The sequence below is a fragment of the Pseudomonas sp. LBUM1641 genome (assembly GCF_059716235.1).
The window spans coordinates 1,419,492-1,444,693 of the sequence record NZ_CP166815.1 but is presented as its reverse complement, the minus strand read 5'-3'; the positions used below and the strand labels follow the sequence as shown (position 1 = coordinate 1,444,693).

The following is a 25,202-nucleotide window of genomic DNA, read 5'->3' as shown; positions in this document are numbered from 1 at the left end:
TCGCGCCCGACGCAGCCTCGCTGAGGCTCGACAGCTGCTACGGGAGGAGGGTTTCTGAAGAGATGACGGTGGCGTACTCGCCGTGGAGGTTGCCCAACGACATCGCATGCACCGCCTCCGCCGAATGCATCTGTCCAAAGAAGTCCGCCTTGTCGAAGGTGTAGCAGGCATCTTCGATAACCCACGTCTCAAACCCCAGGTTGCCGGCACTGCGGGCCGTGGCCTCCACCGAGTTATGGGTGGCCACGCCCACCAGCACCACTTGCCGAATCCCGGCGTCACGCAAACTCGCTTCCAGCCCCGTCCCACAAAACGCATCCGGCACCCGCTTCTGGATCAGTTGCTCATCCGCTTGGGGCACAAACGCCTCCTGAAATTCCACCCCCGACTGCTCCGGCCAGAACACCGACTCCGGCGAATGGGACAAATGCTGCACATGAATCACCGGCCAACCTTCGTGCCGCCAATGCCCCAGTAACGCCAGCATGCGCGCCTCGGCGTGCGGATTATTACGCCGCCCCAGCTTGGGATGATGAATGCCTTTTTGCTGATCAATCAAAACCAACGCTGCGCCCGCACGAATTTCCATATCGATAGACCCAAATGTTTCATTGAATTTTCGTCACCCTAACATCACCTATACCTACAGGCATTCGCTCAAGCATCACCACCCTTGGAGAGCTTCATGATCGACCTGTATTACTGGACCACCCCCAACGGTCACAAAGTGTCGTTGTTCCTGGAAGAAGCCGGTCTGCCTTACGAGGTGCACCCGATCAACATTGGTCAGGGCGAGCAGTTCAAGCCTGACTTCCTGAAAATCGCCCCCAATAACCGCATCCCGGCCATCGTCGATCAGAACCCGACCGACGGCGGCGCGCCGATTTCCCTGTTCGAATCCGGCGCAATCCTGCTGTACCTCGCGGAAAAAACCGGCAAGTTCATTCCCCAGGACCTGCGCGGTCGTCAGGAAGCATTGCAGTGGCTGTTCTGGCAAATGGGTGGATTGGGACCGATGGCCGGGCAGAATCACCACTTCAGCCAGTTCGCCCCAGAGAAGATTCCCTACGCGATCAAACGCTATGTGGATGAGACCGCCCGTCTGTATGGCGTGCTGGACCGGCGCCTGGCCGACCGCAAGTTCGTGGCCGGCGATGAGTACAGCATTGCCGACATGGCGATCTACCCGTGGATCGTTTCCCACAAGTGGCAGAGCCAGAAGCTGGAAGACTTCCCACATGTAGAACGCTGGTTCAACCACATCAAGCAACGCCCGGCGACGGTGCGTGCTTATGAGCTGGTGCAGAAGGTCAATCCGCCGAAATCCTGAGTGACGCCACCTTCCTACACCTTGTGTGGGAAGGTCCCCTGAAAATAAGCATCGCCTCCCGCTTGCGTCGTTTCGCCGCGCTCACTAACGTAGCGCCTTTACTGACGCTACCCCCCGCAGGAGCTTTGCCATGGCCTCGCCAGCCCTCTCACATTTTCTTCCCCGGTTCGGCGTTGCCGCGGCCATTGCCAGTGCCTTGGGCCTGGCCGGTTGCCAGTTACAAAGCACCCAGGACACCCTGCCTCCGGTTTCCGGCGTGCAGCCCATCAAGGGCCTGGCGCAGAATGTTTCCGTACGCCGCAACAGCCAGGGCATCCCGCTGATTGAAAGCAGCACCTTCCACGATGCGTTGTTCACCCTGGGCTATGTGCACGCCAGCGACCGCATCACCCAGATGGTCACCCTGCGCCTGTTGGCCCAGGGCCGCCTGGCGGAAATGTCCGGGCCGCAAGTGCTGGATGTCGACCGATTCATGCGGGCGGTCAACCTGCGCAAGAGTGCCGGCGAGCTGTACAACGCCTCGTCGCCGCGCCTCAAGCGCTTCTTTGAGGTGTATGCGCGCGGGGTCAACGCCTACCTGTTCCGCTACCGCGACAAGCTGCCGCCAGATCTGGCCCAGACCGGCTACAAGCCTGAATACTGGAAGCCGGAAGATTCGGCGCTGCTGTTCTGCCTGCTGAATTTCAGCGAGTCGACCAACTTGCAGGAAGAGTTGTCCTCGTTGGTGCTGGCGCAGAAAGTCGGCGCCGACAAACTCGCCTGGCTGACCCCCAGCTACCCGGATGAACCGTTGCCGGTGGCCGAGTCCGACAAGCTCAAGGGCATCAACCTGAGCCAGATCCCGGGCCTCGCCGCGTTGACCAGTCTCAGCGAACACCTCGGCACCTTGAACACCTTGGGCACTTCCAGCTCCAGCAACTGGGCGATCGGCCCGCAGCGCAGCCGCAGCAACAAAAGCCTTTTGGCCAATGACCTGTCGACCTCGATGCAGGCCCCGTCGCTGTGGAACTACGTGCAGATCCGCTCGCCGAAATACCAAGCCGCCGGCGTTTCGATCGCTGGCCTGCCAACCCTGCTTTCCGGCTTCAACGGCAAGGTGGCGTGGAGCATGAGCCAGGTCTCGGGCGACACCCAGGATGTGTTCCTGGAGAAGGTCAAGCGCCAGGGCAACGCGCTGTACTACGAGAACAACGGCAAATGGCTGCCGGCCATCGTGCGCAACGAAACCTACTTCGCCAAGGGCCAGCGGCCGATTCGTGAAGCCGTGTATGAAACCCGCCACGGGCCACTGCTCAATAGTGCCCAGTCGCTGAGCAGCGGCTACGGCCTGGCCTTGCAGACCGCCGATTTCAAGGACGACAAGAGCCTGGACGCGTTCTTCGACCTGTCCCGCGCGCAAACCGCCGGTAAAGCGTCTGACGCCACCCGGGAAATTCGCGCAATTGCCTTGAACATGGTGTTCGCCGATGCCAGCAGCATCGGCTGGCAAGTGACCGGGCGCTTCCCGAACCGCCGTGAAGGCGAAGGCCTGGTGCCGTCGCCGGGCTGGGACGGGCGTTTCGACTGGGATGGCTACGCCGACGCGATGCTGCACCCTTACGATCAGGACCCGGCCCAAGGCTGGATCGGCACCGCCAACCAGCGCACCATTCCGCGCGGCTACGGCATGCAGTTGTCCAACTCCTGGGCCGCGCCGGAACGTGCCGAACGTATCGCGCAGCTGGCCGGCAGTGGCAAGCATGACAGCCGCAGCATGATCGCCATGCAGTACGACCAGACCACCACGTTTGCCGCCAAGCTCAAGAGCATGTTCCAGGCGCCGGGCATGGCCCAGCCGCTGAAACAGTCGATCGATGGATTGCCGGCGGCAGACCAGACCAAGGCGCGGGAAGCCCTGGGTCGCCTGATGGCGTTCGATGGCCGTCTCGTCTCCACCTCTGCCGACGCAGCGATTTATGAACTGTTCCTGCAGGAAAGCGCCAAGCAAATTTTCCTCGACGAACTCGGTCCGGAAAACAGCGCCCCCTGGAAAGCCTTTATCGGCAACGCCAACCTGTCGTACTCGGCGGTGGCCGACCACCTGCTGGGGCGCGAAGACAGCCCGTTCTGGAATGATGCGCGCACCGGGCAGAAAACCGACAAGCCGGCGATCCTGGCCCGCAGCCTGGCCGCCGCAATGACCGCAGGCGATAGCGCACTGGGCGCCGATCACAAGGCCTGGCAGTGGGGCAAATTGCACAGCTACACCTGGAAAAACACCAGCGGCCAGAACATTCGCGGCCCACTGGCAGCGGGCGGCGATCACAACACGCTGAACAGCGCACCATATAGCTGGGGCCAGAGTTTCGACACGACCCAGGTGCCGGCGCTGCGGATGATTGTCGACTTCGGCCAGGTGGAACCCATGATGGGCCAAAGCGGCATCGGCCAATCCGGCAACCCGGCCAGCCCGAACTATGCCAATGGCATCGACCCGTGGCTGAAGGCGCAATACCTGAGCTTCCCGATGCAGCCGCAGAACTTTGACGGGGTGTATGGGAAGACGCGGTTGACGTTGGTACCGGGCAAGTAACCCGATATACCTGACAAAACCGAATCAAACTGTGGGAGCGGGCTTGCTCGCGAATGCGGTGGATCAGTCACCAGATATATTGACTGACACACCGCATTCGCGAGCAAGCCCGCTCCCACATTTGATTGCGTGCATTCCGATAGAACTTCTACACCCGCCCCCGCCTCATAATTAACAAGCCCACCTCCACGGCACGCCCATGGACCTTGTTATCGCCCGGCCCGAAGGCCTCTACTGCCCCGCTGGGGATTTCTACATCGACCCTTGGCGCCCGGTTGAACGCTCGGTCATTACCCATGCCCACGGCGATCACGCCCGCACCGGCAACCAACACTACCTGGCCGCCGCCCCCGGCGAAGGCATCCTGCGCTCGCGTCTGGGCCAAGACATCAACCTGCAAACCCTGGCCTACGGCGAAACACTGCGACATCACGGCGTCACTTTGAGCTTCCATCCCGCCGGCCATGTACTCGGCTCCGCCCAAGTGCGCCTGGAATACCAGGGTGAAGTCTGGGTCGCCTCCGGCGACTACAAAGTCGAGCCCGACGGCACCTGCGCGCCGTTTGAACCGGTGCGCTGCCATACGTTTATCACCGAATCGACCTTCGGCCTGCCGATCTACCGCTGGCAGCCCCAGGCGCAGATTTTTGCCGGGATCAACGACTGGTGGCAGGCGAATATCGCGGCCGGCAAGGCCAGCGTGCTGTTCTGTTATTCCTTCGGCAAGGCTCAGCGGATTCTCCACGGCATCGACGCCAGCATCGGCCCGATCCTCAGTCATGGCGCGGTCGAACCCCTGAACCGGGTGTACCGCGAAGCGGGCATCTATATCCCCGAAACCCTCTACGCCGGTGACTTCAAAAAGACCGACCCTTTGTTGCGCCAGGCCCTGATCATCGCCCCGCCCTCGGCCGGCGGCAGCACCTGGATACGCCGCTTCGGCGACTACAGCGATGCTTTCGCCAGCGGCTGGATGCGCCTGCGCGGCACCCGCCGGCGGCGCGGAGTGGATCGCGGCTTTGTGCTCTCGGACCACGCCGATTGGCCCGGGCTGTTGTGGGCCATCGAGCAAACCGGCGCTGAGCGAGTGATGGTCACCCACGGTTCTGTGGGCGTATTGGTCCGACACCTGCGGGAAAAGGGCCTCGACGCGCAAGGGTTCACCACCGAATACGGCGATGACGAAGAGGAAGCCACGTCATGAAGGCCTTCGCCGAGCTGTACGCCAACCTCGACGCAACCACTTCCAGCAATGCCAAACTCGCGGCCTTGCAGGCTTACTTCCTACAAGCGCCAGCGGAAGATGCAGCATGGGCGGTGTACTTTTTATCCGGTGGCCGCCCGCGACAACTGGTGCCCACACGGTTGCTGCGGGACATGGCCACCGAAGCCGCCGGTATTGAACCGTGGTTGTTCGAAGAGAGTTATCAATCAGTAGGCGACCTGGCGGAAACCATTTCCCTGCTGTTACCGGAATCGCCCCACACCTCCGACGACGGTTTGGCTGTGTGGCTCGAAGAAAAGCTTCTGCCCTTGCGCGGCCTGCCGCCAGAAGAGTTGGCCGAACGCCTGCCCGCCCTGTGGGCACAACTCGATCAACCGAGCCTGATGCTGTGCATCAAGCTGATCACCGGCAGCTTCCGGGTTGGCGTATCGAAGTTGCTCGTCACCCGCGCCCTGGCCGCCATGGCCGGGCTCGACAGCAAACGCGTGGCTCAGCGCCTGGTGGGTTACACCGACCTGTCCAACCGTCCGACCGCCGAAGGCTATTTGAAACTGATTGCCGCCGAATCGTCCGACGAGCATGCACAACGCGGCGGGCAGCCTTATCCGTTTTTTCTCGCCCATGGCCTGGCACAACCGGTGGAGCAATTCGATGCCTTGCTCGGCGCCCCCGCTGACTGGCAAGTGGAATGGAAGTGGGACGGCATCCGCGCACAGCTGGTCAAGCGCGAAGGCCGCTTGTGGATCTGGTCCCGGGGCGAAGAACTGGTCACCGACCGCTTTCCGGAACTCCATGAGCTGGAAAACAGCCTGCCGGATGGCACGGTGATCGACGGCGAAATTGTGGTGTGGAAGGGCGCGGTGCAACCCTTCGCCCTGCTGCAACAGCGCATCGGCCGCAAAACCCTGAGCAAGAAAATCCTCGAAGACGCCCCCGTCGCGGTACTGGCCTATGACCTGCTGGAACACCAGGGCGACGACTGGCGCAACCACACCCAGGCCGAGCGTCGGGCACAACTGGAACAGGTGATCAGCGACTGCGACCAGCCCACGTTGCGGGCGTCGCCTCTGCTGACCGGCGACAGCTGGCAGGCCTTGGCGGAACAACGTGAAGCCTCCCGCAGCCTGGGCGTGGAAGGCATGATGCTCAAGGCCCGGGATGGCCTCTACGGCGTGGGCCGCACCAAGGACATGGGCGTGTGGTGGAAATGGAAAGTCGACCCGTTCAGTGTCGATGCCGTGCTGATCTATGCCCAGCGCGGCCATGGCCGGCGCGCCAGCCTGTACAGCGACTACACCTTCGCCGTATGGGACGGACCGCCCGGCAGCGAACGCACGCTGGTGCCATTCGCCAAGGCGTATTCGGGGCTGACCGATGAAGAAATGCGCAAGGTCGACGGAATCATCCGCAAGACCACCTTGGAGAAATTCGGCCCGGTGAGCAGCGTGACGCCCAGCATGGTGTTTGAGTTGGGCTTTGAGGGCATCGCCCTGTCCAAGCGGCACAAGAGCGGAATTGCCGTGCGTTTCCCGAGGATGTTGCGCTGGCGCCAGGACAAGTCCGTCGAGGACGCAGACAACCTGGCGACCTTGCAGGATTTACTGACCTGACACGCCTCTCACGAACACCACCGATCAATGTGGGAGCGGGCTTGCTCGCGAATACGGTGGTTCATTCGACCGATGTATTTGCTGACCCACCGCCTTCGCGAGCAAGCCCGCTCCCACGTTTGAAATCTTCATGCGCCTTAAAATAGTGCACATAACCACCAGCGCCCATTTTCGGGCATTTCCTACCGACGCAACTCCTTAATCTCACCTTTTAAAACGACCATTCGGAACTATGGTGCAGAAATTGCTACTTGAGTCAGGTCTGACACCGTTCAGTAACAGTCCTAACCGCGCCACAAGCGCTTATCTTGGTTTCCAGGGATTACATAATGAAAAAAGCATTGCTGACCCTTTCTGCACTGGCTCTGTGCATGGCCGCCGGTTCCGCGCTGGCCAAGGAATACAAGGAATTGCGTTTTGGTGTCGATCCGTCCTACGCGCCGTTTGAATCAAAAGCCGCTGATGGCAGCCTGGTGGGCTTCGATATCGACTTGGGCAATGCCATCTGTGCCGAGCTGAAGGTCAAGTGCAAGTGGGTCGAAAGTGATTTCGACGGCATGATTCCAGGCCTCAACGCCAACAAGTTTGATGGCGTGATTTCGTCGATGACGGTCACCACAGCCCGTGAAAAGGCAATCGACTTCTCCAACGAGCTGTTCTCCGGCCCGACTTCGCTGGTGTTCAAAAAGGGCGCGAACTTCTCCACGCCTGAGTCCCTCAAGGGCAAAAGCGTTGGCTATGAGCAAGGCACCATCCAGGAAGCCTACGCCAAGGCCGTACTGGACAAGGCCGGTGTAACCACCAAGGCCTACGCCAACCAGGACCAGGTGTACGCCGACCTGACGTCCGGCCGTCTGGACGCTTCCGTACAGGACATGCTGCAAGCCGAACTGGGCTTTTTGAAGTCGCCAGCCGGCGCTGGTTATGAAGTCAGCAAGGCCATCGACGATCCACTGCTGCCGTCCAAAACTGCGGTCGGTATCAAAAAAGGTAACAAAGACCTCAAGGCCTTGTTGGATAAAGGTATCAAAGCGTTACACGATGATGGCACCTACGCCACCATCCAGAAGAAACACTTTGGCGATCTGAACCTGTACAGCGGCAAATAATGCCTGGGGCGCCCTTCCTCTGGAGGGGCGCTTTTTTATCGCCATAGGTCCTGATTTATGTTCGAAGATCTTTTGCAAACCCTGGGGCTCAGTGCCTTTAGCTTGAAGGGTTTCGGCCCGCTGTTGCTGCAAGGCACCTGGATGACCGTCAAGTTGTCGGTGTTTTCCCTGGCCGTCAGCGTGTTGCTGGGCTTGCTCGGCGCCACTGCCAAACTGTCCAGCCTGGCGTTCGTGCGGGTTCCCGCACAGATCTACACCACCTTGATTCGCGGCGTGCCCGACCTGGTGCTGATGCTGCTGATTTTCTACAGCCTGCAAATGTGGCTGACCGGCTTTACCGACTTTATGGAATGGGACTACATCGAGATCGACCCATTCAGCGCCGGGGTTATCACCCTGGGCTTTATCTACGGTGCGTATTTCACCGAGACCTTTCGCGGCGCGATCCTCGCCGTGCCCCGCGGCCAATTGGAGGCCGCCACGGCCTACGGGCTCACGCGCGGGCAGCGGTTTCGCTTCGTGACCTTCCCGCAAATGATGCGCTTCGCCCTGCCGGGCATCGGCAATAACTGGATGGTGATGCTCAAGGCCACGGCCCTGGTGTCGATCATCGGCCTGGCGGACCTGGTCAAGGCGGCTCAGGATGCCGGCAAGAGCACCTATCAACTGTTCTACTTCCTGGTGATCGCCGCGCTGATCTACCTGTTGATCACCAGCGCGTCCAACTTCGTCCTGCGCTACCTGGAACGGCGCTACTCCGCAGGCTCCCGGGAGGCAGTGCGATGATCGAACTTATTCAACAATACTGGCGCCCCTTCCTTTATAGCGACGGCCAGCACATCACCGGCCTGGCCATGACCATGTGGCTGCTCAGTGCCTCGATCTTCATCGGCTTCCTGGTGTCGATCCCGCTGTCCATCGCCCGGGTGTCGCGCAATCGCTGGGTGCGCTGGCCGGTGCAGTTCTACACCTACCTGTTTCGCGGCACGCCGCTGTATATCCAATTGCTGATTTGCTACACCGGGATCTACAGCATCGCGGCGGTTCGTGCACAACCGGTACTGGACGCATTTTTTCGCGATGCGATGAACTGCACCATCCTCGCCTTCGCCCTCAACACCTGCGCCTACACCACGGAGATTTTTGCCGGGGCGATCCGCAGCATGGCCCACGGCGAAGTCGAAGCGGCAAAAGCCTACGGCCTGAGCGGCTGGAAACTATATGCCTACGTGATCATGCCGTCGGCCCTGCGCCGCTCGCTGCCGTACTACAGTAATGAAGTGATCCTGATGCTGCACTCGACGACGGTGGCCTTCACCGCGACGATCCCGGATATCCTGAAAGTCGCCCGGGACGCCAACTCGGCCACCTACATGACCTTTCAATCATTCGGTATCGCTGCGCTGATCTACCTGACCGTGACCTTTGCCCTGGTCGGTCTGTTTCGTCTGGCGGAGCGTCGCTGGCTGGCCTTTCTCGGCCCCAGCCACTAAGGAGCCTTCATGCGTCATCAGATTCACCCACTCGTGGCGCCGGTGCCGGGCACGGCGCGGCAGATCCACAGCTTCCACTTCGGGCCGGAGCAGGCTGAAGGCAAGGTCTACATCCAGTCGTCGCTGCACGCTGACGAGTTGCCGGGCATGCTGGTGGCCTGGCACTTGAAAGTGCGCCTGGCGGAGCTGGCAGCGGCCGGCCGCGTGCGCAGCGAGATCGTGCTGGTGCCCATCGCCAACCCGACCGGCCTGGAACAGGTGTTGATGGACATCCCCCTGGGCCGCTACGAGCTGGAAAGCGGGCAGAACTTCAATCGCCTGTTTGTCGACCTGAGCGACGACGTCGGCAATCAGGTCGAAGAACTGCTGGGGGATGATCCACAGCACAACGTCGAACTGATTCGCGACGCCCTGACCCTGGCCCTGGCGGCGCAAACACCCGTCACGCAACTGGAATCCCAGCGCCTGGTGCTGCAACGCCTGGCCTGCGATGCCGACATGGTGCTGGACTTGCACTGCGACTTCGAAGCCGTGGCGCACCTGTACACCACCCCCGAAGCGTGGCACCGGGTGGAGCCGTTGGCGCGTTATATCGGTTCGGAAGCCAGCCTGTTGGCTACCGACTCCGGTGGGCAGTCGTTCGATGAGTGTTTCACGCTGGTGTGGTGGCAATTGCAGCAACGCTTTGGCGAGCGCTTCCCGATCCCGATGGGCAGCTTTTCCGTCACCGTCGAGTTGCGCGGCCAGGGCGACGTCAACCACGGACTGGCCAGCCTCGACTGCCAGGCGATCATCGATTATCTGATTCATTTTGGCGCGATCAGCGGCGAGCCCGCACCGTTGCCGGCGCTGCCCTACCCCGCCACCCCCCTGGCGGGCGTCGAGCCGGTGGCCACGCCCGTGGGAGGCTTGCTGGTGTTCGGCGCCCTGCCCGGGGAATACCTGGAGGCCGGGCAGCTGATCGCCGAAATCATCGACCCTATTTCTGACCGCGTAACGCCAGTGCATTGCCGCAATGCCGGCCTGCTTTACGCCCGTTCGCTGCGGCGCATGGCCACTGCCGGGATGGTCATCGCCCATGTCGCAGGCACTGAAGCCTATCGCAGCGGCTACCTACTTTCGCCTTGAGGATGCACGCCCCATGTACAAATTGACCGTTGAAGGCCTGCATAAAAGCTATGGCGACAATGAGGTGCTCAAAGGTGTCTCGCTCAAGGCCAAGACCGGTGATGTGATCAGTTTGATCGGCGCCAGCGGCTCGGGCAAAAGCACCTTTTTGCGTTGCATCAACTTTCTTGAACAGCCCAATGATGGCGCGATGACGCTGGATGGTCAGCAGATTCGGATGGTCAGTGACCGCCATGGGATGCGTGTGGCGGATGATGCTGAGTTGCAGCGCCTGCGTACGCGGTTGGCGATGGTGTTTCAGCATTTCAACTTGTGGAGCCATATGAGTGTGCTGGAGAACATCACCATGGCTCCGCGCCGGGTGTTGGGTTGCAGCAAGAAGGACGCCGAGGACCGTGCTCGTCGGTATCTGGACAAGGTTGGGTTGCCGGCGCGGGTGGCGGATCAGTATCCGGCGTTTTTGTCGGGGGGCCAGCAACAGCGGGTGGCGATTGCCCGGGCGTTGGCGATGGAGCCGGAGGTGATGCTGTTTGACGAGCCGACTTCGGCGCTGGATCCGGAGTTGGTGGGTGAGGTGTTGAAGGTGATCCAGGGTTTGGCTGAGGAAGGTCGGACGATGATCATGGTGACCCATGAGATGAGCTTTGCCCGCAAGGTGTCGAGCCAGGTGCTGTTTTTGCACAAGGGGTTGGTGGAGGAACAGGGTGCGCCGGAGGATGTGCTGGGTAATCCGAAGAGCGAACGGTTGCAGCAGTTTTTGAGTGGGAATTTGAAGTAGCCGGTCGGGGTGGGGGCATATCCATTGTTTTTGTAACGACCACTTATGGTTCCGCTCTTACAGCGGGTCACTTTTGAAAAGAGCCCAAAAGTAACCAAAAGGCTCTTGCCCCACCACTCGGCACCTCGCCTAGGCTCGGTGTGCCCGCACTCCGGCAGCACGAAGCGGGCCGCCGCGACGGGGCGTCCCTGCCCCGTCGCGGCTAAACCGGCGTCCTGCCGGTTTACCCGCTCCGTACTGCCTACGTTCGGCCAGCGTGGTTGACGGGGCGCCTAAGATCAAGATCAAAAGCAGATCAACAGCACAGCGGCCTACAGGCCGGCTTGAGTGTGGTGAAGCAACAGCAACAGCAACAGCAAGATCAGAAGCTAAAGCGGGCACGGTCCAAATGTGGGAGCGGGCTTGCTCGCGAAGGTCGTTAACGATGACGCTGGCATTCTGGATGAACGCGGCGGTCTCAGGTTTTTCGCGAGCAAGCCCGCTCCCACAGAAAAGCAGCCCTGCTTTCGCTCTGGATCTTGCCTCTGCTTCACCACACTCAAGCCGGCCTGTAGGCCGCTGTGCTCTGCTTTTGATCTGCTTTTGATCTTGATCTGCGGGCCCCGTCAACCACGATGGCCGCAAGTAGGCACGGTGGAGCGGGTAAATCGGCAGGGAAGCCGATTTAGCCGCGCCGGGCCATGGATGGCCCGTCGCGGCGGCCCGCGGAATCGGGCCGGAGTGCGGGCATGCCGAGCCTAAGCGAGGCACCGAGTGGTGGGGCAAAGACCTTTTGGTTACTTTTGGCTGGGCCGGCATTCCGGGCGTTTGCCAAAAGTGACCCGCTGTAAGAGCGGAACCCTAGGCGGCCGTTACCTAAATAACGGATATACACCCCACCCCCCCAGCAATCGCAGTTAAACCTTTCCCCCACCCCACAGGTCTCTGAAGTACCCCCCCAGAGCCCCAAGCATGGCCAGATCCCGCAATTTCGCCAAAGACTGGTTCACCGCCAAAAACTGGAACCCATTCGCCTTCCAGAAACAGGTATGGAAGGCCGTCAAGGAAGGCCAATCAGGACTGCTCCACGCCAGCACCGGCGCTGGGAAAACCTACGCACTGTGGTTCGCCGCCCTCCACCGCTTCGCCATCACCGAAGACACTCCCCGCAAACGCAAAGCCCCAGCCGAACCGCTGACAGTCCTGTGGATCACTCCAATGCGTGCCCTGGCCGCAGACACCGCCCGCGCCCTTGAAGCCCCGCTGGAATCCCTGAACATCCCCTGGACCGTCGGCCTGCGCACCGGTGACACCAGCAGCAGCGAGCGCGCCCGCCAGAGCCGTCGCCTGCCCACCACCCTGATCACCACCCCGGAAAGCCTCACGCTGATGCTGGCCCGTGCCGACAGCCAAACCAGCCTGTCAAAGCTGCGCATGGTGGTCGTGGATGAATGGCACGAACTGATCGGCAACAAACGCGGCGTACAACTGCAACTGGCCCTCGCCCGCCTGCGACAATGGCATCCAGAGCTGATTGTGTGGGGCATTTCCGCAACCCTGGGTAATCAGGCCCACGCGCTGGAGGTGTTGATCCCACAGGGTGGCGGGATCAACGTGCAGGGTCAAACGACCAAGAAATTACTGGTGGACACCCTGTTGCCCCCGGTTATCGAGCGTTTCCCATGGGCCGGCCATATCGGCCTGAAAATGCTCCCGCAGGTGGTGGCCGAGGTGGAAGCCAGCAGCAGTTGCCTGGTGTTTACCAATACGCGGGCACAATCGGAAATCTGGTACCAAGCCTTGCTCGATGCTCGTCCCGACTGGGCCGGGTTGATTGCCTTGCACCACGGCTCGCTGTCCCGCGAAACCCGGGATTGGGTGGAACGCGCCCTGAAGGAGGGGCAACTGAAGGCCGTGGTGTGTACTTCGAGCCTGGACCTGGGGGTGGACTTCCTGCCGGTGGAAAGGGTGCTGCAAATTGGCTCGGCCAAGGGCGTGGCGCGTCTGATGCAGCGCGCCGGGCGTTCCGGCCATGCGCCGGGCAGGCCGTCGCGGGTCACGCTGGTGCCGACCCACAGCCTGGAGCTGGTGGAAGCCGCTGCCGCACAAGACGCCATCGCTGAACGGCGTATCGAGGCCCGGCAGTCGCCCCACAAGCCATTGGATGTGCTGGTGCAGCATCTGGTGAGCATGGCGCTGGGCGGCGGCTTTGTGCCAGATGAGTTGCTGGAGGAAGTTCGTAGCGCCTGGGCCTACCGTGACCTGAGCGACGCAGATTGGGCCTGGGCCCTGGGTTTTGTGCGCCATGGCGGTCTGTCGCTGACGGCCTACCCGGATTACCGCCGGGTCGAGCCGGACGAGCATGGCGTCTGGCGCGTGCCCGATGCACGGCTGGCGCGGCGCCATCGCATGAGCGTGGGGACGATCGTCAGCGACGCCAGCATCCAGCTGAAATTCTGGAGCAAGGGCGGCGGTGGCAAGACTCTCGGCAGTGTCGAGGAAGGCTTTATTGCACGGCTCAAACCGGGGGATGGTTTTCTGTTCGCCGGGCGCCTGCTGGAGTTGGTGCGGGTGGAAAACATGACCGCTTATGTTCGGCGCAGTACCGCGAAAAAGGCTGCCGTACCGCGCTGGAACGGCGGGCGCATGCCGCTTTCCAACGAGCTGGCCCAAGCGGTGGTCGAGCGCTTTGATGCCGCCGCCCACGGTCAATTCCTCGGGCCGGAGATGCAGGCAGTGCAACCGTTGCTGAACACCCAGTTGCGCTGGTCCGGGCTGCCGACCCGCGAGCATTTGCTGGCCGAGGCCCTCAAGTCACGGGAAGGCTGGCACCTGTTTCTGTATCCGTTCGCCGGGCGCCAAGTGCATCTGGGGCTAGCGAGCCTACTGGCCTGGCGGGTTAGCCGGCAGCAGGCGGTGACATTCTCGATTGCGGTGAATGACTACGGGCTGGAACTGCTGAGCGCGACCGAGGTGGATTGGCCTGAGTTATTAAGCGAGGAGTTGCTGAGTGCGGATCATCTGCTGGATGACGTGATAGCGAGCCTGAACGCCGGTGAGCTGGCCCTGCGGCGCTTTCGCGAGATCGCGCGGATAGCCGGGCTGGTGTTTGCCGGCTATCCCGGTGCGCCGAAAAGTACGCGTCAGGTTCAGGCTTCCAGCGGTTTGTTCTTTGAAGTGTTCAAGCAATATGACCCGCAGAACCTGCTACTGACCCAGGCCGGCGAAGAAGTCCTGCGGGAAGAGTTGGATATTCGTCGATTGGAAGAGACATTGCGTCACTTGTCAGAGTTGAAACTGGACCTGCATCGAATCAAACGACCTACGCCACTGGCCTTTCCGCTGCTGGTGGAGCGCTTTCGGGAAAGCCTGAGCTCGGAAAAACTCTCGGAGCGGATTGCGCGGATCGTCAAGGATCTGGAAAAAGTCGCCGATAACGGGAAGCCCTGATGCCCGCTCATTATCCGATACATCTGGCAGAGGAGGAGCTGTGGTTGATGGCGGACAAGGCCGTGTACTGGCCAGTCAAGCGCTGCCTGCTGATCGCCGATGCGCATTTTGGCAAGGCGTCGGCCTATCGCAGCCTGGGCCAGCCGGTGCCCCAGGGCACGACGACGGACAACCTTCAGCGCCTGGACCGGCTGCTGGCGGCTTTCCCATGCTCGCAGGTGATCTTTCTCGGCGACTTTCTCCACGGGCCCGGCTCCCACGCCAGCGGCACCCTGAACGCTCTGAGAGCCTGGCGCGAGCGCCATCCAGCTCTAGCGCTCACACTGATTCGCGGCAACCACGACAAGCGCGCTGGCGACCCACCGGTTGATCTGAACATTGAGGTGGTGACCGAACCCCTGCTGATGGGCCCGTTTGCGTTACAGCACGAGCCCGACGCCCATGCCAGCCACCATGTTTTAGCGGGGCACGTGCATCCGGTGTATCGCCTGCGGGGCAAAGGCCGGCAAAGCTTGCGCCTGCCGTGCTTTCGGCTCGGCACTCAAGTCAGCCTGTTACCGGCCTTCGGCGCGTTTACCGGTGGGTATCCAGTGACGCAGGATGAAGAGAGCCGGATCTTTGTGATCGGAGACCATGAAGTATGGCCAGTGCGTTGAGCAACTGACCATTGGCGACAAGTGCGGGAAATCAGGCCACAGGGGCGGGAGGCGGTTCGTCAGGGAGAGTGGGTTCACCAGGCTCTTCAGGCTGGTTGGGCCAGGGATCATCCGGGCCGGGCTGGCCTGGAATGCCGCCTGCGGCGGGATCGGCCATCAAAGACCAGGCCATGACACCAATCTGGTTGGGTTCAAGCCGGGCGAGTTCGGCGCTGATTCGCGGATCGAGCTTCATAGGGGACTCCTCAAGCGTGGTCCGGCGCGTTGTGCACGCGTCGGGGCAGTACACTCAATAGAGTGCATGCCCGCTGACAAATTCCCTTAGCCTGTAAGACGATTCGATCAGGTGCGTGGGAGAGTGACGCCGCGCTGGCCCTGATACTTGCCGCCACGGTCCTTATAGGACACTTCGCACTCTTCGTCGGATTCAAAGAACAGCATCTGTGCCACACCTTCGTTGGCGTAGATTTTTGCCGGCAGCGTGGTGGTGTTGGAGAACTCCAGGGTCACGTGCCCTTCCCATTCCGGCTCCAGCGGCGTCACGTTGACGATGATGCCGCAGCGCGCGTAGGTGCTTTTGCCCAGGCAGATAGTCAGGACGTTACGCGGGATACGGAAGAACTCGACAGTGCGCGCCAGAGCAAAGGAGTTTGGCGGGATGATGCAAACGTCGCTCTTGACGTCGACGAAGCTTTTTTCGTCGAAGTTTTTTGGATCGACGGTCGCAGAGTTGATGTTGGTGAACACCTTGAACTCATCGGCGCAGCGTACGTCGTAGCCGTAGCTGGAAACCCCGAACGAAATCAGCCGCTCAGCGCCTTCGCCGCGCATCTGGCGCTCCACGAAGGGCTCGATCATGCCGTGCTCTTGCGCCATGCGGCGAATCCACTTGTCCGATTTGATGCTCATGGCGGGTGTCCTGAATAGCGAGGTGAAAAAATTCTGTTGGGCATCTTACCGGGGCTGGCTCCGTGGTTCAAAGGGCCGGCTGTTTTTCTTGCTGCCGCGCCGTCCCTGCTGGGCGGGACGCACCTTCAATTGCGGGGTATTGGTGCGGTATCCGGCTGCCGCCAGTCACGAAAATAGAGAAACCTTCGGAAATACCATTGGCACGTTCCTGAAAAAGGGTTAAGGTGGCGCCACTGTGCTGCTTGTGTCACTGAGAATCTCTACACGATATGTTGAATTTCGATCCAACCATCTCCAAGAATTTTTCCTGCTCTTTGCACTCAGTCTCGGCCAGGGCTTTTCCTGAGTCGCAGTTAACTTTGTCCAAGGAGATACACCATGTCTAATCGCCAAACTGGTACCGTTAAGTGGTTCAACGATGAAAAAGGCTTCGGCTTCATCACTCCACAATCCGGTGACGACCTGTTCGTTCACTTCAAAGCTATCCAATCCGACGGCTTCAAAAGCCTGAAAGAAGGCCAACAGGTCTCTTTCATCGCTACCCGCGGTCAGAAAGGCATGCAAGCTGAAGAAGTTCAAGTTATCTAACTTGTACTGATTTAGTCGAAAAGCCCCGCCCTTAAAAGCGGGGCTTTTTTTGTGCCCGGGATTTGCCAATCACACGATGTAACTCCATGCACAAAAAAATGTGGGAGCGGGCTTGCTCGCGAAAGCGGTGAATCAGTCGCCAGATAAGCTGACTGAAACACCATATTCGCGAGCAAGCCCGCTCCCACATTTCGTCCTGCGTCGTTTACTGGAACAACGACTCACTCGACAAGCCATTCTTCTCCAGGATCTCGCGCAAGCGCTTGAGACCCTCTACCTGGATCTGCCGCACCCGCTCACGGGTCAAGCCGATCTCCAGGCCAACATCCTCCAGGGTGCTGCTTTCGTGGCCGCGCAGCCCGAAGCGGCGAATTACCACCTCACGCTGTTTGTCCGTCAGCTCCGAAAGCCACTGGTCGATGCTTTGCGACAGATCGTCGTCCTGCAGCAGCTCACAAGGGTCCGTAGGACGATCATCAGTCAGGGTGTCCAGCAGGGTTTTATCCGAATCCGGACCCAGCGAGACATCGACTGAAGACACCCGCTCATTGAGACCGAGCATGCGCTTGACCTCTCCCACCGGTTTCTCCAGCAGGTTGGCGATTTCTTCAGGCGAAGGTTCATGATCGAGTTTTTGTGTCAGCTCACGCGCTGCCCGAAGGTAGACGTTGAGCTCTTTGACCACATGGATCGGCAACCGGATCGTGCGGGTTTGATTCATGATCGCCCGTTCGATGGTCTGACGAATCCACCAGGTGGCGTAGGTTGAAAAGCGAAAACCCCGCTCAGGGTCAAACTTCTCCACCGCCCGGATCAAGCCGAGATTGCCTTCCTCGATCAAGTCCAACAGGGACAGCCCGCGATTGACGTAGCGTCGGGCGATTTTCACCACCAGCCGCAGGTTGCTTTCAATCATGCGCTTGCGCCCAGCCGGATCGCCCTTTTGCGACAAGCGCGCAAAAAAGACTTCTTCTTCGGGAGTGAGCAGAGGGGAAAAGCCGATTTCATTGAGGTACAGCTGGGTCGCGTCGAGCGCCCGTGTGTAATCAATGTACTTGTGTTGCTTTAACGCGGTGGAGTTCTTGGATTTGGTGCGAACTGAAGGTACAGCAGGTCCCTCATTCGACATCGATTCCGTAGCAATGCCGGTCTCCATAAGGAGAACCTCATCGTCGATGTCAAACTCCGGCGCTTCTTTACTGAGAGCCATTGTTATAGTCCTTTGGTGAGTTCGACCTCAAGCTCAAGCGACGCCTTTATCCTTGGCAACGCTGGAGCCTGTTCCTTCTACGCGAGGGAACAGGCTGTGCAACACATCAACGACGGGGAAGGAATTGCAGCGGATCAACAGGCTTCCCTTGGCGGCGAATCTCAAAGTGCAGTTTCACCCGGTCTGTACCAGTTGACCCCATCTCGGCAATTGTCTGTCCGACCTTGACCTGCTGCCCCTCCCGAACCAACAGCCTGCGGTTGTGACCGTAAGCACTGACGTAGGTATCGCTGTGTTTGATGATGACCAGCTCGCCGTAGCCCCGTAAACCACTCCCGGCGTACACCACTGTCCCATCAGACGCAGCTAAAACAGGCTGTCCCAAATCTCCGGCGATATCAATGCCTTTATTCAAACTACCGTTTGAAGAGAATTTTCCAATAAGAATGCCATTTGACGGCCATCCCCAACCGGTAGGCGCAGGCCCTGCAGGCGGCATCGGCGCAGGGGCCGGCTTGCTCGCAACGCCAGGCGCGGCGGTGCCTGCAGGCCGGGTGATGATTGTGGTTCTGCTCGACGACGATGGCGAAGAAGCCGTGTTTGTGACGACAGCGGTCGGTGTTGAACCGGTACGCCCATCGAAACGAATGGTCTGACCTGGATGTATCGTATAGGGCACAGGAATATTGTTACGGGCTGCAAGCGCCTTGTAATCCCATCCATAACGGAAAGCGATCGAGAACATCGTATCGCCCTTGCGAACGACATATTGCCCGGTAGTAACGGTAGGTTTTTGCGGCACCGCATTATTGCGGTCGACCACCCGTGCACCACCGGATGGCGTGCTTGAACAAGCCGCCAGCAAGGAACTCAAGACAAGGCCAATCACCAGTCGCTGAAAGCTTGTTTGACTCATACGCTGTGCAATGACCGTGAGACTCACCCGCCGCTCCCTTTGTGGTGGCTGACTATGAACGCCTGTATCAGGCTTGAAATATGACGCAAGTATAACTGGCCGTTGGGTTTTTACTGGAAACACGATTCTAAAGAAATTTTCATCATGTTTAATTCCCACGGCGGATCACGTTGACTCAATAGACCCCGCTGTAAGACACATACCCGGCAATAGAATTCAGTACCCAGGAATAATTGATCAGGCCAGCGGGCCGTTAAGCAACGGGACAAAACGCACGGCGCCGAGCACATGCCGGGAAAAGCCTTCTTCCTCGCGAATGATCAACATCAATTGTTGCACTTCGCCGGAGCCCACCGGGATCACCAGGCGCCCGCCCGGAGCCAGTTGGTCAAGCAACGCCTGGGGCACGTCGGTCGCCACCGCAGTGACGATAATGCCGTTGTACGGCGCCAGCGCCGGCCAACCTTCCCAACCATCGCCCCAACGGAACACCACGTTGCGCAGATTCAACTCCACCAGGCGTTCCTTGGCCCGGTCTTGCAACACCTTGATGCGCTCGACGGAAAACACCCGTTCAACCAGCTGCGACAACACGGCCGTCTGGTAGCCGGAGCCGGTGCCGATTTCCAGCACCTTGTCCAACGGGCCCGCCGCCAACAGCAACTCACTCATCCGCGCCACCATATAAGGCTGGGAGATGGTCTGGTTGTGACCGATGGGCAGCGCCGTGTCTTCATAGGCACGGTGCGCCAAGGCTTCATCGACAAACAGATGCCGCGGGGTACGCCGGATGACTTCCAGGACCTGGGCGTTGGACAGCCCTTCTTCATACAGCCGCTGGATCAATCGCTCGCGGGTGCGCTGGGAGGTCATCCCGATGCCCCGGCGCAGCAGGTCGTCTTGTTCGCGCGCCATCAGAGCACACCCTCCAGCCAGCCATCGAGACTACTGAAGGCATCACTGAAGGTGCGATCAAGCTGCAACGGAGTAATCGAAATATAACCTTGCATCACCGCATGAAAGTCCGTGCCTTCGCCGCCGTCTTCGGCATCGCCGGCAGCGGCAATCCAGTAACCTTCCTTGCCACGCGGGTCCACTACCTTCAGCGGTGACGCGGCGCGCGAGCGATGGCCCAGGCGGGTCAGCTTGAAGCCGCGAATATGCTCAAAAGGCAGGTTCGGGAAATTGACGTTCAGCACCGTACGCGGCGGCAAATCCAGGCTGTGATGGGCCTCCACCAGCTTGCGGGCGAAAAAGGCCGCTGTCTCCAGGTTGTCCAACTGACGCGACGCCAGCGAAAACGCGAACGAGGTCCGGCCCAGGAAGCGCCCCTCAAGGGCCGCCGCCACGGTACCGGAATACAACACGTCATCGCCCAGGTTGGCCCCCAGGTTGATCCCGGAAACCACCAGGTCCGGCTCCTCGACAAGCAAGCTGTTGATCGCCAGGTGCACGCAGTCGGTCGGCGTGCCGTTCACGCTGATAAAGCCGTTGGGCAACGTCTGTGTGTGCAACGGACGGTCGAGCGTCAGCGAACTGCTGGCGCCGCTTTTGTCCTGGTCCGGGGCAACCACCACGCACTCGGCGTAATCTGCCAGCGCAGCATGAAGCGCGGCAAGGCCGGGTGCGGTGACCCCGTCGTCGTTAGATATCAGAATACGCATGGGCTGTCCGTCTGCCCCACCGGCACCAGATCTACAAGCTCGCGCACCAAGACAGTGGCGAAGCATCCAGCCGGCAGGACGAATTCCAATTGCAGAATGTCAGGTTCGGGATAATGCCACGTCAACCCGCCAATGGGCAGTCGAAGAATGCGACGTTCCTGGCTCATGCCGGCATTCACCAGCCAATCCCGCAGGTCGGGTTCACCCTCGGCGATCGCCTGTTCCAGAGCGAAGGTTGCCCCAGACGCCGGCGAATCACCTTCGCCCCACTGTGGGCCGGTGGGATGCAAGTCGAGAATCGCCAGGCGTGGGTCGCTGCATTCAGCCTCCCCCGCCGGAAAAAAACTGCGACTGTCGGTAAACGCCAACAAATCGCCGACCTGGGCGCGCTGCCAGGAACCGTCGGCCACCCGCGCCGCCAGCACTTTATTGAACAAGAAGCTACGCGCCGTGGAGAGCAGCCGCGAACGCACGTTGCGTTGCTCCGGCAAGGCCTTGCGCGCGGCCCAGTCGCGGGCATCGACGACGTTGCCGCCGTTATGACCGAAACGCTGGGCGCCGAAATAGTTGGGGATGCCTTGCTTGGCGATCAGTTGCAGGCGCGCGTCGATGGCCGCCGCATCGCCGGCAAACTGGGTCAGGCGCAAGGTAAAGCCGTTGGCCGAATGCGCGCCGCGCTGCAGCTTGCGCTTGTGGCGGCCGACCTTGAGGATCTTCAGGGTTTCGTTTTCCGCCCCGCTGAGGTCCGGATCAGCCTTGCCCGGCAACTGCACGCTGAACCACTGGCGCGTCAGCGCCTGGCGGTCCTTGAGCCCGGCGTAGCTGACGGTGCGCAACGGTACGCCCGCCGCCTTGGCAATCCGGCGTGCCGCTTCTTCGGTATTCAGACCGCGCTTTTCCACCCACAACCACAGGTGTTCACCCTCGCCGGTCAGCGGGATATCCAGCACTTCATCCACCTGGAAATCTTCAGCGGTGGCCTTCAGAACAGCGCTGCCCAAGGCTTCTCCATAGGCACGCGGACCCAGCAGTTGCAGATCATTCATGCGCGCAGCAACAAGGCAACGGAGTGCACCGCAATGCCCTCTTCGCGACCGGTAAACCCGAGCTTTTCGGTGGTGGTGGCTTTTACGTTCACTTGATCCAACTCAACTTGAAGATCCGCGGCAATCAGCGCGCGCATCGATTCGATATGCGGGGCCATCTTTGGCGCCTGGGCGACGATGGTGTTGTCGACGTTGCCGACCTTCCAGCCCTTGGCGTGGATCAAACCGACCACGTGACGCAACAGCACGCGGCTGTCCGCGCCCTTGAAGGTAGGGTCGGTGTCCGGAAAGTGCTTGCCGATGTCGCCCAATGCCGCGGCGCCGAGCAAGGCATCGCTCAAGGCATGCAGCACAACGTCGCCGTCAGAGTGAGCCAGCAACCCATGGTGGTGCGCGATCCGCACGCCGCCCAGGGTGATGAAATCGCCTTCGGCGAAACGGTGCACATCATAGCCGTGGCCAATACGCATAAAAAAACGCCCCGATTTAATTCAGGGCGTGATTCTACCTACTTTTGCTTCACATTAACCGAGCAAAGCGCTCGCGTGATGGCGTAAATGGTCTTCGATGAAGCTGGCGATAAAGAAGTAGCTGTGGTCATAGCCCGGTTGCAGGCGCAGCTCCAGCGGATGGTTGGCCGCCTTGGCCGCTTGCTGCAAGGCTTCAGGCTTGAGCTGCACGGCCAGGAAATCATCGCGATCGCCCTGGTCCACCAGCAGCGGCAGCTTTTCCGAGGCTTCGCTGATCAACACGCAGGCATCCCATTCGCGCCACTTCGAGCGTTCTTCCCCGAGGTAGCGGGAGAACGCCTTCTGGCCCCAAGGGCAATCCATCGGATTGTTGATCGGCGAGAACGCCGACACCGAATGATAACGCCCCGGGTTGCGCAAGGCACACACCAGTGCGCCGTGACCACCCATGGAGTGGCCGCTGATCCCGCGCTTGGCCGACGCCGGGAAATGCGCCTCGACCAATGCCGGCAATTCCTGCACCACGTAGTCATGCATCCGATAGTGCTGGGCCCAGGGTTCCTGCGTAGCGTTCAGGTAGAAGCCGGCGCCCAGGCCAAAGTCCCAGGCGTTGTCCGGGTCACCCGGCACACCGGGGCCGCGTGGGCTGGTGTCCGGCGCAACGATGATCAACCCCAGCTCGGCCGCCATGCGCTGGGCGCCGGCCTTCTGCATGAAGTTCTCATCGGTACAGGTCAGCCCCGACAGCCAGTAAAGCACCGGCAACTTGCCGCCCAGCTCCGCTTGCGGCGGCAGGTACACGGCGAAGGTCATGTCGCAACCCAGCACGTCGGAATGATGCTTGTAGCGTTTATGCCAGCCGCCGAAGCTTTTCTGGCACGACAGGTTTTCCAGACTCATGGCCGACCTCAGAAGTGAATGACGGTGCGGATGCTCTTGCCTTCATGCATCAGGTCAAACGCCTTGTTGATATCTTCCAGGCCCATGGTGTGGGTGATGAAGGTATCCAGCGGGATTTCGCCGGTCTGGGCCATTTCCACGTAGCTTGGCAATTCGCTGCGACCCCGCACCCCACCAAATGCCGAACCGCGCCAGACGCGGCCGGTGACCAGTTGGAACGGACGGGTAGCAATTTCCTGGCCGGCACCGGCCACGCCGATGATCACCGACTCGCCCCAACCTTTGTGGCAGCACTCAAGGGCCGCACGCATCAGTTGGACATTGCCAATGCACTCGAAGGAAAAGTCGACGCCGCCATCGGTCAAATCGACGATCACGTCCTGAATCGGGCGGTCGTAGTCTTTCGGGTTGATGCAGTCGGTAGCGCCCAGTTGCTTGGCGATTTCAAACTTGGCCGGGTTGATGTCGACGGCAATGATGCGACCGGCCTTGGCTTTCACCGCACCAATCACCGCCGACAGGCCGATGCCGCCCAGGCCGAAGATGGCCACGGTGTCGCCCGGCTTGACCTTGGCGGTGTTGATCACTGCACCGATACCGGTGGTGACGCCACAGCCCAGCAGGCAGACTTTTTCCAGCGGCGCTTCTTTAGGAATCTTCGCTACGGAGATTTCCGGCAGCACGGTGTATTCGGAGAAGGTGGAGGTACCCATGTAGTGGAAAATCGGCTGGCCCTTGTAGGAAAAGCGCGAAGTACCGTCGGGCATCAGGCCTTTGCCCTGGGTGGCGCGAATCGCCTGGCAGAGATTGGTCTTGCCCGACAGGCAGAATTTGCACTTGCCGCACTCCGGGGTGTACAGCGGGATCACGTGGTCGCCCACCGCCACCGAGGTCACGCCTTCGCCGATGGCTTCAACCACAGCGCCGCCTTCGTGGCCGAGGATCGACGGGAAGATGCCTTCCGGGTCCGCACCCGACAGGGTATAGGCATCGGTATGGCACACGCCGGAAGCAACCACCCGCAACAGCACCTCGCCGGCCTTGGGCATGGCCACATCCACTTCAACGATCTCGAGGGGTTTCTTGGCTTCGAAGGCTACGGCCGCGCGGGACTTGATCATCCGGTTTCTCCATCGGGTTAAAAACGTAAGACCGACAGTGTAAAACATGCTCATCTGATGAATAATCCAGACAAAAGCAAAACATTATTGCCGTACAGGGATAATCAGCATGCTGGAAAACCGTTGGGAAGGCATCGACGAGTTCGTCGCCGTGGCCGAGTGCAGCCAATTCACCGCGGCCGCCGAACGCCTGGGCGTGTCGTCGTCCCATATCAGCCGTCAGGTGGCGCGGCTGGAAGAGCGGCTGCAAACGCGGTTGCTGTATCGCAGCACGCGCAAGGTGACGCTGACCGAAGCCGGCCAGACCTTCCTGCAACATTGCCAGCGTTTGCAGGACGGTCGCGAAGAAGCCTTGCGCGCCGTGGGCGACCTGGCCAGCGAGCCCAAGGGGATGTTGCGCATGACGTGCGCGGTGGCTTATGGCGAGCGGTTTATCGTGCCGCTGGTCACGCGCTTCATGGGGGTTTATCCGCAATTGCGCGTGGATGTCGAACTCACGAATCGTCCATTGGACCTCGTCCACGAAGGCCTGGACCTGGCGATTCGCCTCGGGCGCCTATCGGATTCGCGCATGGTTGCCAGCCGCCTCGCGCCACGGCGGATGTACCTGTGCGCGTCACCGTCCTACCTGGCCAGGTACGGCCGGCCACATAGCTTGTCGGAATTAAGTCGGCATAACTGCCTGATCGGCAGCTCGGATATTTGGCAACTGGCCCAGGATGGGCGCGAATTTTCCCAGCGTGTGCAGGGAAACTGGCGCTGCAACAGTGGGCAAGCAGTACTGGATGCCGCCCTGCAAGGTGTCGGCCTTTGCCAATTGCCGGACTATTACGTGCTGGAGCATTTGCACAGCGGCGCACTGGTGTCGTTACTCGAAACCCATCAACCGCCCAACACCGCGGTCTGGGCGCTATACCCGCAACAACGCCACCTTTCGCCAAAAGTGCGAAAGCTGGTGGACTTTCTCAAGGAGGGCCTGGGTAACCATCCCGTCTATCTGCGATAGACAGCTACCGCCCGTGCAGCGCCTGGATGCCGGTAAATAGCC

The 25,202-nt window shown here is 60.5% G+C and carries 24 protein-coding genes; 13 read left to right on the top strand and 11 right to left on the bottom strand.

The features are described 5' to 3' along the window. Nucleotides 1-37: 37 nt before the first annotated feature. Nucleotides 38-589 (bottom strand): cysteine hydrolase family protein, encoded by a 552-nt coding sequence (locus ACA046_RS06505; RefSeq protein WP_459026521.1) that lies wholly within the window; start codon nt 587-589, stop codon nt 38-40. A gap of 96 nt (nt 590-685) precedes the next feature. On the opposite strand from ACA046_RS06505, the gene ACA046_RS06500 reads away from it, so the two are divergent. The 11 genes from ACA046_RS06500 (at nt 686) to pdeM (ending at nt 15,330) form a co-directional block, all read left to right on the top strand. Further along, complete coding sequence (locus ACA046_RS06500; RefSeq protein WP_497676125.1) at nt 686-1,330, top strand: glutathione binding-like protein; 645 nt, start codon at nt 686-688, stop codon at nt 1,328-1,330. 130 nt (nt 1,331-1,460) lie between these two features. Beyond that, nucleotides 1,461-3,902: a penicillin acylase family protein gene (locus tag ACA046_RS06495; protein ID WP_497676124.1), complete on the top strand. Its 2,442-nt coding sequence runs from the start codon at nt 1,461-1,463 to the stop codon at nt 3,900-3,902. Between the two features lie 199 nt (nt 3,903-4,101). After that, nucleotides 4,102-5,106, top strand: a complete 1,005-nt coding sequence (locus tag ACA046_RS06490; protein ID WP_459026515.1) for a ligase-associated DNA damage response exonuclease — start codon at nt 4,102-4,104, stop codon at nt 5,104-5,106. Continuing rightward, complete coding sequence (locus tag ACA046_RS06485; protein WP_497676123.1) at nt 5,103-6,737, top strand: ATP-dependent DNA ligase; 1,635 nt, start codon at nt 5,103-5,105, stop codon at nt 6,735-6,737. Before ACA046_RS06490 ends, ACA046_RS06485 begins: the two co-directional genes overlap by 4 nt. A 329-nt stretch (nt 6,738-7,066) precedes the next feature. Beyond that, entirely contained in the window at nt 7,067-7,846 is a 780-nt protein-coding gene (locus ACA046_RS06480) for a transporter substrate-binding domain-containing protein (protein WP_076016569.1), read from the top strand. 57 nt (nt 7,847-7,903) lie between these two features. Further along, a complete protein-coding gene (locus ACA046_RS06475) occupies nt 7,904-8,632 on the top strand; it encodes an ABC transporter permease (protein ID WP_459026511.1) in 729 nt (242 codons plus the stop codon). Next, entirely contained in the window at nt 8,629-9,339 is a 711-nt protein-coding gene (locus ACA046_RS06470) for an ABC transporter permease (RefSeq protein WP_003209532.1), read from the top strand. The genes ACA046_RS06475 and ACA046_RS06470 overlap by 4 nt, the downstream gene beginning before the upstream one ends. A 9-nt stretch (nt 9,340-9,348) precedes the next feature. After that, nucleotides 9,349-10,467, top strand: a complete 1,119-nt coding sequence (locus ACA046_RS06465) for a succinylglutamate desuccinylase/aspartoacylase family protein (RefSeq protein WP_497676122.1) — start codon at nt 9,349-9,351, stop codon at nt 10,465-10,467. A 13-nt stretch (nt 10,468-10,480) separates the two neighbouring features. After that, nucleotides 10,481-11,245 carry an ABC transporter ATP-binding protein gene (locus ACA046_RS06460; RefSeq protein WP_063032874.1) on the top strand — a complete coding sequence of 255 codons (765 nt, stop codon included), beginning with the start codon at nt 10,481-10,483 and terminating at the stop codon, nt 11,243-11,245. Between the two features lie 951 nt (nt 11,246-12,196). Next, complete coding sequence (locus ACA046_RS06455) at nt 12,197-14,674, top strand: ligase-associated DNA damage response DEXH box helicase (protein ID WP_497676121.1); 2,478 nt, start codon at nt 12,197-12,199, stop codon at nt 14,672-14,674. After that, nucleotides 14,674-15,330, top strand: a complete 657-nt coding sequence (gene pdeM / locus ACA046_RS06450; protein WP_497676120.1) for a ligase-associated DNA damage response endonuclease PdeM — start codon at nt 14,674-14,676, stop codon at nt 15,328-15,330. The genes ACA046_RS06455 and pdeM overlap by 1 nt, the downstream gene beginning before the upstream one ends. Before the next feature lie 31 nt (nt 15,331-15,361). Here pdeM and ACA046_RS06445 read toward each other — a convergent pair whose 3' ends face one another. Further along, complete coding sequence (locus ACA046_RS06445) at nt 15,362-15,565, bottom strand: hypothetical protein (RefSeq protein ID WP_003219272.1); 204 nt, start codon at nt 15,563-15,565, stop codon at nt 15,362-15,364. A gap of 107 nt (nt 15,566-15,672) precedes the next feature. Then, the gene (dcd, locus tag ACA046_RS06440) at nt 15,673-16,239 is read right to left on the bottom strand and encodes a dCTP deaminase (RefSeq protein ID WP_003219273.1); all 567 of its coding nucleotides are present in this window, start codon (nt 16,237-16,239) and stop codon (nt 15,673-15,675) included. Nucleotides 16,240-16,617: 378 nt separating this feature from the next. Between dcd and ACA046_RS06435 the strand changes: the two genes are divergently transcribed. After that, nucleotides 16,618-16,827 (top strand): cold-shock protein, encoded by a 210-nt coding sequence (locus tag ACA046_RS06435; protein WP_002554837.1) that lies wholly within the window; start codon nt 16,618-16,620, stop codon nt 16,825-16,827. Nucleotides 16,828-17,032: 205 nt separating this feature from the next. Here ACA046_RS06435 and rpoS read toward each other — a convergent pair whose 3' ends face one another. The 8 genes from rpoS to ACA046_RS06395 form a co-directional block, all read right to left on the bottom strand. Further along, nucleotides 17,033-18,037, bottom strand: a complete 1,005-nt coding sequence (gene rpoS, locus ACA046_RS06430; RefSeq protein ID WP_063032880.1) for an RNA polymerase sigma factor RpoS — start codon at nt 18,035-18,037, stop codon at nt 17,033-17,035. A gap of 106 nt (nt 18,038-18,143) precedes the next feature. After that, the gene (locus ACA046_RS06425) at nt 18,144-18,980 is read right to left on the bottom strand and encodes a peptidoglycan DD-metalloendopeptidase family protein (protein WP_076015811.1); all 837 of its coding nucleotides are present in this window, start codon (nt 18,978-18,980) and stop codon (nt 18,144-18,146) included. A 210-nt stretch (nt 18,981-19,190) separates the two neighbouring features. Then, a complete protein-coding gene (locus tag ACA046_RS06420; RefSeq protein ID WP_010176736.1) occupies nt 19,191-19,826 on the bottom strand; it encodes a protein-L-isoaspartate(D-aspartate) O-methyltransferase in 636 nt (211 codons plus the stop codon). 41 nt (nt 19,827-19,867) lie between these two features. Then, on the bottom strand, nt 19,868-20,617 hold the full coding sequence (surE, locus tag ACA046_RS06415; RefSeq protein ID WP_459026501.1) for a 5'/3'-nucleotidase SurE: 750 nt from the start codon (nt 20,615-20,617) through the stop codon (nt 19,868-19,870). Next, entirely contained in the window at nt 20,605-21,663 is a 1,059-nt protein-coding gene (gene truD / locus ACA046_RS06410) for a tRNA pseudouridine(13) synthase TruD (RefSeq protein ID WP_497676119.1), read from the bottom strand. The genes surE and truD overlap by 13 nt, the downstream gene beginning before the upstream one ends. Then, entirely contained in the window at nt 21,660-22,133 is a 474-nt protein-coding gene (gene ispF / locus ACA046_RS06405; protein ID WP_010176739.1) for a 2-C-methyl-D-erythritol 2,4-cyclodiphosphate synthase, read from the bottom strand. Before ispF ends, truD begins: the two co-directional genes overlap by 4 nt. A gap of 54 nt (nt 22,134-22,187) precedes the next feature. After that, nucleotides 22,188-23,033 (bottom strand): S-formylglutathione hydrolase, encoded by an 846-nt coding sequence (gene fghA / locus ACA046_RS06400; RefSeq protein ID WP_497676118.1) that lies wholly within the window; start codon nt 23,031-23,033, stop codon nt 22,188-22,190. Nucleotides 23,034-23,041: 8 nt separating this feature from the next. Then, a complete protein-coding gene (locus tag ACA046_RS06395) occupies nt 23,042-24,154 on the bottom strand; it encodes an S-(hydroxymethyl)glutathione dehydrogenase/class III alcohol dehydrogenase (RefSeq protein ID WP_076015815.1) in 1,113 nt (370 codons plus the stop codon). Between the two features lie 109 nt (nt 24,155-24,263). On the opposite strand from ACA046_RS06395, the gene ACA046_RS06390 reads away from it, so the two are divergent. Then, nucleotides 24,264-25,160, top strand: coding sequence for a LysR substrate-binding domain-containing protein (locus ACA046_RS06390; protein WP_459026495.1), 897 nt, complete (start codon nt 24,264-24,266; stop codon nt 25,158-25,160). Nucleotides 25,161-25,202: the final 42 nt, after the last annotated feature.

Excerpts from the sequence above, each read along its gene's own strand:
- ACA046_RS06505 (WP_459026521.1), bottom strand. The coding sequence starts at position 589 with ATGGAAATTCGTGCGGGCGCAGCGTTGGTTTTGATTGATCAGCAAAAA.
- ACA046_RS06500 (WP_497676125.1), top strand. The coding sequence starts at position 686 with ATGATCGACCTGTATTACTGGACCACCCCCAACGGTCACAAAGTGTCG.
- ACA046_RS06495 (WP_497676124.1), top strand. The coding sequence starts at position 1,461 with ATGGCCTCGCCAGCCCTCTCACATTTTCTTCCCCGGTTCGGCGTTGCC.
- ACA046_RS06490 (WP_459026515.1), top strand. The coding sequence starts at position 4,102 with ATGGACCTTGTTATCGCCCGGCCCGAAGGCCTCTACTGCCCCGCTGGG.
- ACA046_RS06485 (WP_497676123.1), top strand. The coding sequence starts at position 5,103 with ATGAAGGCCTTCGCCGAGCTGTACGCCAACCTCGACGCAACCACTTCC.
- ACA046_RS06480 (WP_076016569.1), top strand. The coding sequence starts at position 7,067 with ATGAAAAAAGCATTGCTGACCCTTTCTGCACTGGCTCTGTGCATGGCC.
- ACA046_RS06475 (WP_459026511.1), top strand. The coding sequence starts at position 7,904 with ATGTTCGAAGATCTTTTGCAAACCCTGGGGCTCAGTGCCTTTAGCTTG.
- ACA046_RS06470 (WP_003209532.1), top strand. The coding sequence starts at position 8,629 with ATGATCGAACTTATTCAACAATACTGGCGCCCCTTCCTTTATAGCGAC.
- ACA046_RS06465 (WP_497676122.1), top strand. The coding sequence starts at position 9,349 with ATGCGTCATCAGATTCACCCACTCGTGGCGCCGGTGCCGGGCACGGCG.
- ACA046_RS06460 (WP_063032874.1), top strand. The coding sequence starts at position 10,481 with ATGTACAAATTGACCGTTGAAGGCCTGCATAAAAGCTATGGCGACAAT.
- ACA046_RS06455 (WP_497676121.1), top strand. The coding sequence starts at position 12,197 with ATGGCCAGATCCCGCAATTTCGCCAAAGACTGGTTCACCGCCAAAAAC.
- pdeM (WP_497676120.1), top strand. The coding sequence starts at position 14,674 with ATGCCCGCTCATTATCCGATACATCTGGCAGAGGAGGAGCTGTGGTTG.
- ACA046_RS06445 (WP_003219272.1), bottom strand. The coding sequence starts at position 15,565 with ATGAAGCTCGATCCGCGAATCAGCGCCGAACTCGCCCGGCTTGAACCC.
- dcd (WP_003219273.1), bottom strand. The coding sequence starts at position 16,239 with ATGAGCATCAAATCGGACAAGTGGATTCGCCGCATGGCGCAAGAGCAC.
- ACA046_RS06435 (WP_002554837.1), top strand. The coding sequence starts at position 16,618 with ATGTCTAATCGCCAAACTGGTACCGTTAAGTGGTTCAACGATGAAAAA.
- rpoS (WP_063032880.1), bottom strand. The coding sequence starts at position 18,037 with ATGGCTCTCAGTAAAGAAGCGCCGGAGTTTGACATCGACGATGAGGTT.
- ACA046_RS06420 (WP_010176736.1), bottom strand. The coding sequence starts at position 19,826 with ATGACCTCCCAGCGCACCCGCGAGCGATTGATCCAGCGGCTGTATGAA.
- surE (WP_459026501.1), bottom strand. The coding sequence starts at position 20,617 with ATGCGTATTCTGATATCTAACGACGACGGGGTCACCGCACCCGGCCTT.
- truD (WP_497676119.1), bottom strand. The coding sequence starts at position 21,663 with ATGAATGATCTGCAACTGCTGGGTCCGCGTGCCTATGGAGAAGCCTTG.
- ispF (WP_010176739.1), bottom strand. The coding sequence starts at position 22,133 with ATGCGTATTGGCCACGGCTATGATGTGCACCGTTTCGCCGAAGGCGAT.
- fghA (WP_497676118.1), bottom strand. The coding sequence starts at position 23,033 with ATGAGTCTGGAAAACCTGTCGTGCCAGAAAAGCTTCGGCGGCTGGCAT.
- ACA046_RS06395 (WP_076015815.1), bottom strand. The coding sequence starts at position 24,154 with ATGATCAAGTCCCGCGCGGCCGTAGCCTTCGAAGCCAAGAAACCCCTC.
- ACA046_RS06390 (WP_459026495.1), top strand. The coding sequence starts at position 24,264 with ATGCTGGAAAACCGTTGGGAAGGCATCGACGAGTTCGTCGCCGTGGCC.